11 protein-coding genes are annotated in these 13,781 nt (G+C 55.8%); 7 read left to right on the top strand and 4 right to left on the bottom strand.

The genetic code is table 11. The annotated features are described in order from the left end of the window. Positions 1-16 precede the first annotated feature (16 nt). Positions 17-775 (bottom strand): triose-phosphate isomerase, encoded by a 759-nt coding sequence (gene tpiA / locus AB1L30_RS26060; protein WP_367017426.1) that lies wholly within the window; start codon positions 773-775, stop codon positions 17-19. 192 nt (positions 776-967) lie between these two features. After that, on the bottom strand, positions 968-2,056 hold the full coding sequence (gene pheA, locus AB1L30_RS26055; protein WP_367017424.1) for a prephenate dehydratase: 1,089 nt from the start codon (positions 2,054-2,056) through the stop codon (positions 968-970). Between the two features lie 466 nt (positions 2,057-2,522). Between pheA and dnaK the strand changes: the two genes are divergently transcribed. From dnaK to AB1L30_RS26035, 4 genes are all read left to right on the top strand, one after another. Further along, complete coding sequence (dnaK, locus tag AB1L30_RS26050; protein WP_367017422.1) at positions 2,523-4,466, top strand: molecular chaperone DnaK; 1,944 nt, start codon at positions 2,523-2,525, stop codon at positions 4,464-4,466. Positions 4,467-4,688: 222 nt separating this feature from the next. After that, complete coding sequence (gene clpB, locus AB1L30_RS26045; protein ID WP_367017420.1) at positions 4,689-7,367, top strand: ATP-dependent chaperone ClpB; 2,679 nt, start codon at positions 4,689-4,691, stop codon at positions 7,365-7,367. A 160-nt stretch (positions 7,368-7,527) separates the two neighbouring features. Then, positions 7,528-7,806 (top strand): hypothetical protein, encoded by a 279-nt coding sequence (locus AB1L30_RS26040; RefSeq protein ID WP_367017419.1) that lies wholly within the window; start codon positions 7,528-7,530, stop codon positions 7,804-7,806. A gap of 23 nt (positions 7,807-7,829) precedes the next feature. Beyond that, a complete protein-coding gene (locus AB1L30_RS26035) occupies positions 7,830-8,435 on the top strand; it encodes a hypothetical protein (protein ID WP_367017417.1) in 606 nt (201 codons plus the stop codon). Here AB1L30_RS26035 and AB1L30_RS26030 read toward each other — a convergent pair. After that, complete coding sequence (locus AB1L30_RS26030) at positions 8,376-9,287, bottom strand: serine/threonine-protein kinase (protein WP_367017415.1); 912 nt, start codon at positions 9,285-9,287, stop codon at positions 8,376-8,378. The two genes, AB1L30_RS26035 and AB1L30_RS26030, sit on opposite strands and share 60 nt — an antisense overlap. 239 nt (positions 9,288-9,526) lie before the next feature. Here AB1L30_RS26030 and AB1L30_RS26025 point away from each other — a divergent pair, with 239 nt between their 5' ends. Continuing rightward, a complete protein-coding gene (locus tag AB1L30_RS26025) occupies positions 9,527-9,658 on the top strand; it encodes a hypothetical protein (RefSeq protein ID WP_367017413.1) in 132 nt (43 codons plus the stop codon). A 175-nt stretch (positions 9,659-9,833) separates the two neighbouring features. Continuing rightward, on the top strand, positions 9,834-10,265 hold the full coding sequence (locus tag AB1L30_RS26020) for an OsmC family protein (protein WP_367017411.1): 432 nt from the start codon (positions 9,834-9,836) through the stop codon (positions 10,263-10,265). A 138-nt stretch (positions 10,266-10,403) separates the two neighbouring features. Here AB1L30_RS26020 and AB1L30_RS26015 read toward each other — a convergent pair whose 3' ends face one another. After that, positions 10,404-11,732: a GDSL-type esterase/lipase family protein gene (locus AB1L30_RS26015; protein WP_367017409.1), complete on the bottom strand. Its 1,329-nt coding sequence runs from the start codon at positions 11,730-11,732 to the stop codon at positions 10,404-10,406. A gap of 400 nt (positions 11,733-12,132) precedes the next feature. Here AB1L30_RS26015 and AB1L30_RS26010 point away from each other — a divergent pair, with 400 nt between their 5' ends. Then, complete coding sequence (locus AB1L30_RS26010) at positions 12,133-13,722, top strand: arylsulfatase (protein WP_367017407.1); 1,590 nt, start codon at positions 12,133-12,135, stop codon at positions 13,720-13,722. Positions 13,723-13,781 lie beyond the last annotated feature (59 nt).

Below are 13,781 nucleotides of genomic sequence, written 5' to 3'. Positions count from 1 at the left end.
AGGGGAGTGAATCGAATTAGGAAGCGTTTGCCCCGGCAATAATGCCAAGGAAGCTGTCTGCCTTCAGCGATGCGCCACCAACCAAGGCACCGTCGATGTTCGGCTGCGAAAGCAGTTCGGCGGCGTTGTCAGGCTTCACGCTACCGCCGTACTGGATGCGAACACCTTCGGAGATCGCTTCGCCGTACTTGGCGGTCATCAGGGTGCGGATGCCGGCGTGAACTTCTTCGGCTTGTTCGGGAGTCGCAACCTTGCCGGTACCAATCGCCCAGACAGGTTCGTAAGCAATCACGACCGACTTCATTTGTTCGGCAGTGACCCCAGCGAGGCTACCGTACATCTGTTCGGCAACAACGTCCGAGGTCTTACCCGATTCGCGTTCTTCCAGCAGTTCGCCAACGCAAACAATCGGCACGAGGCCGGCGGCCAGAACGGCATGAACCTTCTTGCAGACATCGGCGTTCGATTCGCCGAAGATGTGACGACGTTCGCTGTGACCAAGGATCACGTACTGGCAGCCGACGTCTTTCGCCATGGCAGCCGAGATCTCACCGGTGAAAGCGCCGGAAGCTTCGTGGTAGCAATTCTGAGCACCCACGCCAACCTTGCCACCGGCAGCGGTGACGACCGCATCCAGGTAAACACTCGGGGCACAAACGGCAACTTCGACCGCGTCGCCTGCCGTGTTGCCTTCAGCAACGCCTTTCACCAAAGCCACGCCTTCTGCTTTGGTGGTGTTCATTTTCCAGTTACCTGCGATGAAAGGACGTCTCACCCGTCGTTCTCCTTCGGACCGCCAGTGGTCGTTGAAAAATTGGGACTCAGCTTAACCTAAGTCGTGCCATGGTTTTGGAATGAAACCCGTAAATATAGCAGAGTGCTGGCATCGTCGTCGAGGTCACCTGTCACCAGAATGGGGCATAATTTTTGCCGTGTTTTTCACGGTCTGGCACCGATAACGCACGCTCTAGTTGACCGGTTCGGTCTTCTGGTACGAGCCGAGAATTTCCAGGCGGAGCGATTTCTTTTCCAGGGCCGAGACCGCCCGGCGGATCTTCAGTTCCGAGCAGTGCCCCTCCATCTCAACGAAGAAAAGGTACTCTTCTGGGGAGTTGGCAACCGGGAACGACTCGATCCAGGTCAGGTTCAGCCGGTTCTTCTTGAAGATGTTCATCGCGTCTGCCAAGGCCCCTGGCTTGTGCTCGGTTTGGAAGAGCAGGGCCGTCTTGTCGTTCCCGGTTTTGGGACCCATGTCGTGCGAGATGACCGCGAACCGAGTGATGTTGTTCGGGTTGTCCTCGATGTTCGAGGCGATTGTCTCCAGGTTGTAATTCATTCCAGCAGCACGACTTGCGATCGCAGCGGCACCTTCTTTCTGGGCTGCCAATTGGGCGGCGGCTGCCGTGCTGGCCATTTCAATCGGCCGAGCTGCCGGCAGATGCTTAGCCAGCCAATTGCGACATTGCGACAAGGCTTGAGGCTTACTGAAGACTTCTTTGATCGACTCGCGGTTGCACTTCGCCAAAAGCTGATGATGGATGTGGAGTTTCACTTCGCCGCAGATTTTGGTCGGCAACTTGGCGAACATCTCGAGCGTGTCGGTTACGCGTCCATCGTTGGAGTTCTCGACCGGGACGAGCCCAAAATCGGCCTGATTGCGTTGGATTTCTTCGAAGACAGCCGCGATCGTCGCAACGGGTGAATAGTCGGCATTGGAACCGAACTTTTCGACGGCGGCCTGGTGCGAATAGCTGTACTGCGGACCGAGATAAGCCACGCGAAGGCGTCGCGAGGCACCACGGCAGAGGCTCAACACTTCCTGCAACACGGGCGAGACCGAGTCGTTCTTCAGCGTTGTCTTGTTGCTGGAAAGCAGCTTTTGCAGCTCGGTTTCTTCCGAGCTGAGCTGCTGTTCGATCGTTTTGCCCGGGTCGGCTTGGACCATTTTCTGACAGGCATCGACCCGTTTCGAGAGCAAGTCAAGGATTTGCTGGTCGATCTTGGCCAACGTCTTCTTCAGGTCGGTCGCGGAAGTCTTGCGGGGAGCTTTGGCCATGGTGGGATGTTTTGCTTGAAGGATCACGGGCAGCAGCGGCAGTCTCGCAGGATGCCATAAAGCGACCAGCGTGGCTGCGACCGTCATCCAAGGTGAATGCGATCGGTATTTTCAGAATCATACTTCATTCCCAGCCGCCTTAAACCTAGGACCCACCATAGTTTGGGTGAGATCGCTGCCATTTTGGCAGAGAAATCCAGAGATAGAAGCCCGTGATTTAGCGATGGAAAAAACGCCTTTGTTTTAAGTCTTTATGGCTACAAGACTTGTGGTGCTAGTGGTCACTTGGGAATTTGTTTTGGCATAGCTCTTGCAATTCATCGACAGCAACTGCACGAGCTGCAACCGGCTCGGCAGGTTCCATTCAAGCATGACAAGCAAAGTCGAGTGCAAGCTCGGCCTTCCTTTTATAAAACACCCTGACGCCCTGGCGGCGCGGATTTAACGAAAGAAAGAGGTAACCATCATGGCACAAGGCGAAGTGATTATTGGGATCGACCTCGGTACCACGAACTCGGTGGTCGCGGTCATGGAAGGTTCGGAAGCCAAGGTGATTCCGAACGCCGAAGGTAGCCGACTCACCCCGAGTGTCGTCGGTTATACCGATAAGGGTGAAGTCCTGGTTGGCGAGCCAGCTCGTCGTCAGGCCGTTACCAACCCGACGAAAACTGTTTACTCCATCAAACGCTTCATGGGTCGTCGTCACAGCGAAGTCGGCTCGGAAGAGAAGATGGTTCCGTACAAAGTGATCGGAAGCGCCGACGAATACGTCAAAGTTCAGATCGGCGACAACGAATTCACGCCTCCGGAGATTTCCGCCAAGGTCCTTCAAAAATTGAAGGCTGCCGCGGAAAGCTACCTGGGGCACAAGGTCAGCAAGGCTGTGATCACGGTTCCAGCCTACTTCAACGACGCCCAGCGTCAGGCTACCAAAGACGCCGGCCAAATCGCCGGTCTGGAAGTCGCTCGTATCATCAACGAACCAACCGCAGCCGCTTTGGCTTACGGTCTGGGTAAGAACAAGGCCGAGAAGATCGCCGTGTTCGACTTGGGTGGTGGTACCTTCGACATCTCGATTCTGGAAGTCTCGCCACCGGAAGATGGCGACGAAGGTGGTCGAACCGTGTTTGAAGTGATCAGCACCAACGGTGACACGCACCTCGGTGGTGACGACTTCGACGAAAAGCTGATCAACTACGTTGCCGAACAGTTCCAGAAGGATCACGGCATCGATTTGCGGAAAGATCAGATGGCTCTGCAGCGTCTGCAGGAAGCCTGTGAAAAGGCCAAGAAGGAACTCAGCGGCCAGGCCTCGACCGACATCAATCTGCCGTTCATCACGGCGGATGCTTCCGGTCCGAAGCACTTGCAGCTGACCATCAGCCGTAGCCAGTTCGAGCAGATGACCGACGACCTCATCGAGCGTTGCCGCATCCCGGTCGAAAAGGCTCTGAAGGATGCCGGTCTGTCGTCCAGCGATATCGACGAAGTCGTGCTGGTCGGTGGTTCGACCCGTATCCCGAAGGTTCAGGAGATGGTCAAGAAGATCTTCGGCAAAGATCCTCACAAGGGCGTGAACCCAGACGAAGTGGTCGCCGCTGGTGCTGCGATCCAGGGTAGCGTGCTCGCCGAAGGTGGTCGTAAAGACGTTCTGCTGTTGGACGTGACTCCGCTGTCGCTCGGTATCGAAACTCTCGGTGGTGTGTTCACCAAGCTGGTCGAACGCAACACGACGATTCCGACCGAAAAGAAGCAGACCTTCAGCACGGCCGAAGACAACCAGGGTGCGGTGACCGTTCGCGTGTTCCAAGGGGAACGCCCAATGGCTGCCGACAACCGCTTGCTCGACGAGTTCAACCTCGACGGGATCGCACCGGCTCCACGTGGTATGCCACAGATCGAAGTCAAATTCGACATCGACCAGAACGGTATCCTCAACGTGTCGGCCAAGGACCTCGGTACCGGCAAGGAAATGAAGGTCGAGATCAAGCAGAGCTCGGGTTTGTCGAAGGAAGAGATCGATCGGATGCAGAAGGACGCCGAAGAACACGCCGCCGAAGACAAGCGAAAGCGTGAACTGGCCGAAGCCCGCAACGAAGCCGAATCGCGTTGCTTCCAGCTTGAAAAGCTGATCAAGGAAGCTGGCGAAAAGATCTCGGACAGCGACAAGGCTCCTCTGGAAGCAGCGATCAACAAGACTCGCGAAGCTGCCAAGGGAGAAGACGTCGAAGCGATCAAGTCCGCGATCAGCGAACTGGAAGCTGCTTCGCACGCGGTCAGCAAGATCCTGTACGAAGCTGCCGCCGCCAACAATCCGGAAGCCGCCGCTGGGGAATCCCCTGCTGGCGAAGCGAAGGATGGTGGTGACGACGACGCCATCGACGCCGAGTTCGAGGTGAAGAAGGACTAACGTTCTTCGCACCCACGATGCCCGGCAACAAGCCCGGGCATCATGCAGAACCATGAGTGAACCCAAAGGGCTGGGGCCGCAAGGCGCCCGGCCCTTTTTATGGAATGACGAGATCACGCATGTTTAAATCGAGCAAGGAGGCAATTCCAAAATCTCAATTTCAAATAACCAGGAGTGAATTAAGCCACGCCTGTACTCATATAAACTCAAAAGGAACGCATTATGACACCACGATTCGATAAGTACACGATCAAAGCTCAAGAGGCCGTTCAGTTGGCTCAGCAGATGGCGACTGAGTCTCGCAATACTTCGCTGACTCCGTTGCATTTGCTCGCTGCGCTTTTGAACGAGAACGGGGGCGTTGTTCGCCCTTTGCTCGACAAGATCGGAGCGAATCGTGGGCAGCTTGAGTCGATGTTGAAGTCGGAAATCGGTCGCCTTTCGACCGTGACCGGTGGCGACGGTCAACTTCGGATGTCGGGCGAACTTGACCAGGTGTTTCAGGCCGCGCAAAAGCAAGCCGACACCATGAAGGACGAGTTTGTCTCGACCGAGCATCTGATGTTTGCCTTGGCCCAGGTCCCCTCGAAGGCCAAGGATATCCTGCAGGTCAACGCGGTCACCGAGAAAGATATTCTGTCGGCACTCCGCGAAGTGCGAGGAAGTTCTCGCGTGACATCGCAAAGCCCGGAAGACACCTTCCAGGCCTTGAAGAAGTACGGCATCGACCTCGTCGAGCGAGCTGAAAAAGGGAAGCTCGATCCGGTGATCGGACGCGACGAAGAAATTCGCCGAACGGTTCAAGTGTTGTCACGTCGTACGAAGAACAATCCCGTTTTGATCGGCGAGCCAGGCGTCGGTAAGACCGCCATCGCCGAAGGTCTGGCATTGCGAATCGTCCAAGGGGACGTACCGCAAAGCTTGAAGAACAAACGCGTGATCGCTCTCGACATGGGGGCATTGGTCGCGGGGGCGAAGTTCCGTGGTGAATTCGAGGAACGCCTGAAAGCGGTGCTGAAGGAAGTTCAAGATTCCCAGGGAAGCGTCGTGCTGTTCATCGACGAGTTGCATACGGTCGTCGGTGCCGGCAAGGCAGAAGGTGGGGCCGATGCGGCCAACCTGTTGAAGCCTGCGTTGGCCCGTGGCGAACTGCGTTGTATCGGTGCCACGACCCTCGACGAGTACCGACAGTATATCGAGAAGGACGCGGCGCTGGAACGTCGATTCCAACCGGTCTACGTTGGGGAACCTTCGATCGAAGATACCATCGCGATTCTGCGTGGTCTGAAGCCGCGGTACGAAGCGCATCATGGGATCAAGATCAAGGACTCGGCCCTGGTCGCGGCGGCGAAGCTATCGGATCGATACATCACCGATCGTTTCCTGCCAGACAAGGCCATCGACCTGGTGGACGAAGCCTCGAGTCGTCTGGCGATCGAACTGGAAAGCGTTCCGGCTGAGATCGATCAGGTGCAGCGACGTCTAACGCAGCTGCAGTTGGCCGATCGCCAACTGGCCGAAGAAACGGAAGAGACCGCCATCCAGCGTCGTGAAGAAATTCAAGACGAGATGGAACAGGTCAAACGGCAACTTGCCAGCCTTCGCGAACAATGGGAAGCGGAGAAGATGGGAATGGGAGACGTCGCTCAAATCCGCGAGGAACTGGCCGCGACCGATCTGGAATATTCTCGTCTGCACGCATCGATTCAAGAGATTCAATCGATGGGGCAACTCGTTCCCGAAAGCGATTACCAAAAGCTGTTCGAGCTGCAAAAGAAGCACGACGCGTTGGTATCGCGAATGGAAGCTGAGAGCGAGCAAGAAGCCGAAAAGGACGACGCCAAGAACGAACGACGTCTCCTGCGAGAACAGGTCACAGAGGATGAAATCGCCGAAGTGGTCAGCCAATGGACAGGCGTTCCGATTGCCAAGATGTTGGAAACGGAACGAGCCAAGCTGCTGGTCCTTGAAGAACGATTGCATCAACGTGTGGTCGGTCAGGAAGAAGCGGTCGTTGCCGTGGCCAATGCGGTGCGTCGAAGTCGTAGCGGACTTCAGGCTGCCAATCGTCCGGTCGGTTCGTTTATCTTCCTGGGCCCAACAGGCGTAGGTAAGACCGAACTGTGCAAGGCGTTGGCCGAAGCTTTGTTCGACGACGAGAACGCCATGGTGCGTATCGACATGAGCGAGTACATGGAACGTCACGCGGTGAGTCGACTGATCGGGGCTCCTCCCGGATATGTCGGCTACGAAGAAGGTGGCAAGCTGACCGAAGCAGTTCGCCGGCGGCCTTACAGCGTGATCTTGCTCGACGAAGTCGAAAAGGCGCATCACGATGTGTTCAACATCTTGCTACAGGTGCTGGATGATGGCCGACTGACCGACAACCATGGTCACACGGTCGATTTCACCAACACGATTGTGGTGATGACGAGCAACATCGGTAGCCAGGCCATTCAGCAGATTGCCCAGGAAGGTGGAAGCGACGAAGAAATTCGCGAAGCCGCCCAGGCCAACCTGCGAACGAAGTTCCTGCCAGAGTTTCTCAACCGAATTGACGACATCATTGTCTTCAAGCCGCTGTTGAAGGAACAGATTCGATCGATTGTCGACTTCCAGACGCGTGGGCTGGCGCATCAACTGGAAGAGCAGGGGATCGAACTGGTGGTCAGCGATTCGGCCAAGGATGCCTTGGCGGACGAAGGTTTCGATCCGCTGTATGGTGCCCGACCGCTGAAGCGAGTGATTCAGAATCGCCTGCAAAACCAGTTGGCGACGCTGTTGTTGAAGGGAGACTTCAAGGATGGCGACCGAATCACGGTTGGCTATGACGGAACTGGCTATACGTTCGGCAAGTCGGCCATCGGTAGTAGTTCCGTCGAATCGGCGACGGTGACTTAATGCCGATCGCCGCGATTTAACTTAACAGGGGACGCCGCTTCCGTTAATCTGAGGCTGCGTCCCTTTGCTTTTTCTTGCCAATACCAAAGTAGGACTGTGGCGAAAGACAATCCAGCCTTTCAACGCAGGTAGGTTAGTTGCACAACGAATGCTTCCGATATTGCTCGCACTGTTTGGCGGGGTAGTGATTGCCTTTCTGCTGATCGCATTGCTGAACCGGCGGTCGTCTGACGACAAGCAGAAGGCCGGTGCGCGATTTGGCTGGGGTAAGAGCCGCAGCAACAGTCATCGCGATCTCGATGTCGGATCGGCTCCCCCGAAAGCGGAGTCCGCCAGTTATCGAGTCGGTCTGGGCTACGTCGAAACGGACGAAAACGACATCGTGATCGATTCCTCTGACGATGGATTGGATGGCTTCGATGGCGATGGAGGAGACTAGATCCTGCAACGAGGCGACCCCGTGTGATGGAAATTCTGGCGCTGATCTTTGTGGCAGTCGTGGCGATCGTTGGGGGAGTCATGCAAATGCGGCATAGCCTTATGGATAACCCGAACCGGGTGGATCGACTTCGCCGCCGCGACGGAAGCTACGCCGACTACGACTTCCCGGGTATTTGGAATGGTGGGAGGCTGAGGGATTACTTCTTTCCCCGAGTTCATCCAGCGGCCGACGTCGATTCCGTCGAAAAGGCGGCCGGCAATGTCGATCTCTACGGGCGTCCCCTTTCTTCTGCGATTGTGGCCAAGCGAGAGGCAGAGAGCCGTATCGAGGCCAACCCTGACGTGCAGATGCGTCCCGTTCAACCATCGGACTGGGAAGTGGTCCTGCAGATCTTAGTACCGGTGATTCGTGCTGGGGAAACCTATGCGTTGCCGCGAGACATGTCGGTCGAAGAAATTCACCGCGTCTGGATCGAGTTGCCTCAGGCGTTTCAGCATCCGCAGAAAGGCTTCGTCGACGCGCTGGTGATGTTCAAATCGCTCGTCGAATCACGTGCTTCGTCCGAATCAAGCGACGAAATGCATCTTCGGGTTGGGGGAGAGCAATTCGACCTCGACCGCGGCTAACGCTTTCACCAATTCGGTGTCTGGCGAAGGACGACGAAGCGGATCTTTGGCCAGCATCTGGGCGACCAACCGATCGAGCGAGCCCGGAACGTTCGGAACCAGGGACCGTACGTTGGGGGCTCGCTGCGACAGTTGGGCTTTGACGATCTCTTCCGTCGAAGTTTGATCGTACAGCTGACGGCCTGTAATCAGCTCGAACAAGATGACACCTAGGCTGTAGGTGTCGGCCTGAGGCAGGATTGGGATGCTGGTTGTCAGCATCTCAGGCGGTAGATAGCGAAGCGTTCCTTGACGATCGCATTTGCGACTGCTGCATGGCAGGCTCAAGTCGATCCGCTGCGCGAAGCCGAGATCGATCAGCGTGGCGTGACCGCTGGTCGAAATCATGACGTTATCAGGCTTCACATCACCGTGGATCCACTTCGACTGGTGAACGTTCGTCAGGCCTTGGGCCAGTTGCCGTGCTGTCCAAACGGCAACTCCCAAAGGAAAGCGTTGGCCGGTCGCCAAGATTTCTGCCAGCGTCTTACCCCAGACACGCGGCATGACGACAAACGACCCGCTACGAGAATCGATCACCGGAACGACGTGAGCACACGTGATCTCGCTGCCTGCCTCGGCTTCGCGAACCAGTCGCTCGATGAGGAGCCGATCACCCTTGTACTCGGGCCGAATGGTTTTCAGGGCAAAGTCCCAACCCTGAAACGATCCTTCACTAGGCCGAGCACGGAAGACGCGATAGTACGTTCCTTCACCCAATTGGGGACCAACCTGCCAACTGCCATAAAGGCAACGTGGCGAGCGACGGCGTACCTGCTGAGCAAACTGCGGTGATGTGCCGATGGTGGTCAAAACGTGACTTTCTACGCCAATCCTTGGCAAAAAGACTCCTCAATAAACTCAATATTCGGACATCGCATCCGAAAACTCCGATAGCGGGCCGAGTTCTCACGTTATGGGGACGAGAGCGGTTTTACCGCCTGGGTATGATAGGCAGGGAACCTCACCCCCTTTGGAAATTTGGCTCAAATCCGGTAAGATAGCTACATAACCAGACGTTTTTGAACACTTCACAAAGGTAGATTTTCGCAATGAAGAAGCTCGGATCCTTGTTGGTTCTGGTGGCCCTGACGACCGTTATCGTGGGTTGTGCCCCAAAGGGTAACCCATCGACTGCGAACCCCAACAACAACAGCACCGCCACGTCGAACACGACTCACTAAGAGTCTCGCACGTGGGGGATACCCCATACGCAAGTTGAATTTGAAGAATGGCCACCGTGTCCTTACCGGTGGTCATTCTTTATGCGCACCTGATTGAACTCGGTGATTGAATGACGGTTGCTTTCGGGAAATGATTAAGGCGTTACTCGAAATCAAACCTCCCCCGGAGCATTCCATGAAGATCAAACGTAGCGGCTCGGTTGTCTGGCAAGGTGGCATCAAAGATGGCAAAGGCGAACTGAGCACCGAGAGTGGTGCGCTCAGCAGCTACCCATACGGGTTCGCCAGTCGATTTGAAGGCCAGAAGGGCAGCAACCCAGAAGAATTGATCGCTGCCGCTCACGCCGGATGTTTCACGATGGCTCTATCGAAGATCTTGGGCGAAGCTGGCTTCACTGCCGAAAAGATGGAAACGTCGGCTGTCTGTACGCTTGAAAAAGTGGACGATGGTTTCGCCATCACCGGCATCGATTTGGCACTATCCGGCAAAGTACCAGGCTGCAGCAAAGAACAGTTCGAAGAACTGGCCGGCAAAGCCAAAGCAGGCTGCCCTGTCTCGAAGGTGCTCAATACCAACATCACGCTCTCGGTCACGTTGGAAGACTAAACTGTCCAACCTGATCGAAAACGGCGACGTACGAAGAAAGGCCGCTGGTAAACTACCAGCCGCCTTTCGTTATCTCATGGCGAGCATATTGGACTTAGCGACAGATCCTGCAGCAAAAGTTTGCGCAGGTTTCAGTAACTAGTCCAGCTCTTGAATGCGGATGCGGCGATATTCCATTTGGCCGCGATCCCCTTCCAGGCCAATTGGGCCGGTTTCTGGCACCTGGAATGCTTCCTCCAGGACTTCACCGTTGCAGGTGCAATAGGCGACGCCATCTTTGACGGTCACGACCAATTCGTTCCAGTCTTGAGGCTTGTAGTTCTTCAGCTCTTTATAAGGCCCAGCCAAAGGATAGTCGCGGCACTGAAGCTGAGGAGCTCGAATGAACACGCCACTATCGGCATTCGGGGTCGCGCGGAACTCAAGCTTTAGAACGAAGTTGCCGGGGAACTCTTGGGTGGTCCAAAGCTGTTGAATACGTCGGCCCTCGGCAGGCGTAGTGACCACCAACCGGTCGTTGATCGCGACGTAGCGACCGTCGTTGCTTTCGGTCTTGCCGTCGAAAGCGATGTCTTCTTCGATGATCGGCCAGGCAATGCCGACCTTCTTTCCTTTACGTTCCGGGTTCGCCTTGAACTGCCAGCCAGTCAGATCTTTGCCATTGAAAAGACTGGTGAAGCCTGGCTCGACTTGAAAATCATCGGGCTCGGTTTCCAGAAAACCAAGCGTCGCGAACACGGGGCGCAGCGCCGCGGCCCATTTGGCGTAACCCTTTTGATTCGGGTGCAGCAGGTCGGGGAACTCTTCCGACTTGGCATCGCCATTTTCATCAGCGAATGGCAACCAGGTTTCCAGCACGATGACCTGAGGATCGCCCTGCACGCCTTCGGCATACAACTCGTTGACGCGTTGGATCTTTTCAGCCGAGCGGCTCTTCGAGGCCGAACTGGGGAAGACCTTGCACAAGATGATGGGCATCTCGGGATTGTGTTCTTTCAACTTCGCCACGATGAGCTTCATATTGGCGGCGATCGTTTCTGGCTCGGCCTTTTCTTCTAGATCGTTGGTGCCCATCAACATGACGACCGCTTTCGGGTTCAACGCCAGGACGTCTTCTTCGAGACGAATCAGCATGCCGCGGGTTGTGTCGCCACTGATTCCGCGATTGGCAACTTTCAAATCACCGAAGCTGCCACCGAGGTTATCGCCCCAGCCCTGGGTGATCGAATCACCAAGGAAGACAACGGCACCCTGGTCTGCGTCGACTTGCTTTGACCATTGGCTGCGTTTGTTTTGCCACAAGTTGCGAAACCAGTCGTATCGGCGGATCGGACCTTCGCCTGGCAAGCCGTCATCGGTTTGGGGAATCGAAAACTGGGAGTCCGATTCCTGGGCGTGAAGGGGAAGGGGAGCGAGCGCGAAAAGCAGCAGAAAGATCGCCAGCGGGCGGATCGAGGGGCTGGACATGGATGGCTTTCCTGAAGTTGGCGGGGACGGTCCTTAAGAGGGGATGCATTATAAACCGTACCAACTCCCCTGAGCTACAAGTTGCAACGAGTTTCTGTGAAGCGAATGTGACACCTTTACTTATTTCCCCTAGTCCTCAGGAAATGTTTCGGCACCCCCGTTAGGTATGAGGTATGTTGAAGCGGACAATGTTCCATGAACCCGAAGCCGCCGATTCGCACTCCCGCTGGGAGTGGCGATTCCGAAGCCAGGCCGCGGTTCTTTGGACCGCCCGATGACTGGCCAGTTTTCGTCCTAAAATCGAATTTTTGAAATTGCCCCACGAGGTGAGGTTGCGATGCGTACGTTTCGATTCCACGGAGTATCCGTATGTTTTTTGTTGTTGGTAGGCGTGCTCGGCATGGCTCAGCCAAAGGAAGCTGAAGCTAAAAAGCCCAACATCTTGTTCATCGTCTCGGACGATACCGGCTATGGCGACCTTGGTCCCTATGGTGGTGGTGTCGGACGTGGCATGCCAACGCCGAATATCGACAAGATGGCTGCCGAGGGGATGACCTTTTTCTCGTTCTATGCCCAGCCAAGCTGCACGCCTGGTCGCGCTGCCATGCAGACCGGACGTATTCCCAACCGTAGTGGTATGACGACGGTTGCCTTCCAAGGCCAAGGGGGCGGTCTGCCCCAGGCCGAATGGACGTTGGCATCGGTGCTGAAGACCGGCGGATATCGCACCTACTTCACCGGCAAATGGCACTTGGGCGAATCGGACTATGCTTTGCCGAACGCACACGGCTACGACGTGATGGAGCATTGCTTCCTCTATCACTGCAACGCGTATACCTACGGCGACCCAGAGTGGTTCCCGGACATGCCAGAAAAGATGCGCGAGTTGTTCCAGAAGGTGACCAAGGGTTCGCTCTCGGGCAAAGCTGGCGAAGCACCTAAAGAAGATTTTAAGGTGAATGGCGAATACGTTGATAAGCCGGAAGAAGGCATCGTCGGGATTCCTTTCCTCGACAAGTATGTCGAACAGTCAGGCATCGCATTCCTGGAAGAAGCCGCAAAGAATCCTGATCAGCCATTCTTCATCAATATCAACTTCATGAAGGTGCATCAGCCAAACCTGCCAGCACCAGAATTCAAGCACAAGTCGCTCTCGAAAACGAAGTATGCCGACTCGGTCGTGGAACTCGATACGCGTATCGGCAACGTGATGAAGAAGCTGGAAGAACTGGGGCTGGCCGAAGACACGCTGGTCTTCTACACCACCGACAATGGTGCCTGGCAAGACGTTTATCCGGACTCTGGTTACACTCCGTTCCGTGGTACCAAGGGTACCGTGCGTGAAGGTGGTAACCGAGTGCCAGCCATCGCGATCTGGCCAGGAAAAATCAAGCCAGGCGTGCGTAATCACGACATCATTGGTGGTCTCGACCTGATGGCGACGTTCGCTTCGGCTGCCGGCGTCGAACTGCCAAAGAACGATCGTGAAGATAAGCCAATGATGTTCGATAGCCACGACATGATTCCGGTCTTGACCGGGACCGGCGAATCGCCCCGCAAGGCTTGGTTCTATTTCACCGAGAATGAACTCTCGCCAGGTGCGATTCGTGTCGCCAACTATAAGGCGGTTTTCAATCTGCGTGGTGACGATGGTCAAGCTACCGGTGGTCTGGCGGTCGACTCGAACCTGGGTTGGAAGGGGGCCGAGAAGTACGTCGCCGGCGTGCCGCAGATCTTCGACCTGTATCAAGATCCTCAGGAACGCTACGACATCTTCATGAACAACTACACCGAACGCACGTGGACCCTGGTCGGGTTCAACATGGCGGTCGCCGAGTTGATGAAGACCTATGCGAAGCATCCACCTCGCAAGCTGCAAAGCGAAATCTACACCGGCCCAGTGACCATCTCGGACTACGAGCGTTACCAGGACGTGCGTGAGATTCTGCAGAAGGGTGGCATCGCGATTCCGCTGCCGACTGGCAACTAACGACACTATTGATGTCGAATCAAGGGGCAACGGTAGATCGATTGCCCCTGCTAGGAAAC

It is taken from the genome of Bremerella sp. JC817 (assembly GCF_040718835.1).
Taxonomy (GTDB): domain Bacteria; phylum Planctomycetota; class Planctomycetia; order Pirellulales; family Pirellulaceae; genus Bremerella.
The sequence above is the reverse complement of the archived record's forward strand: the minus strand, read 5'-3'. Positions and strand labels throughout refer to the sequence as shown.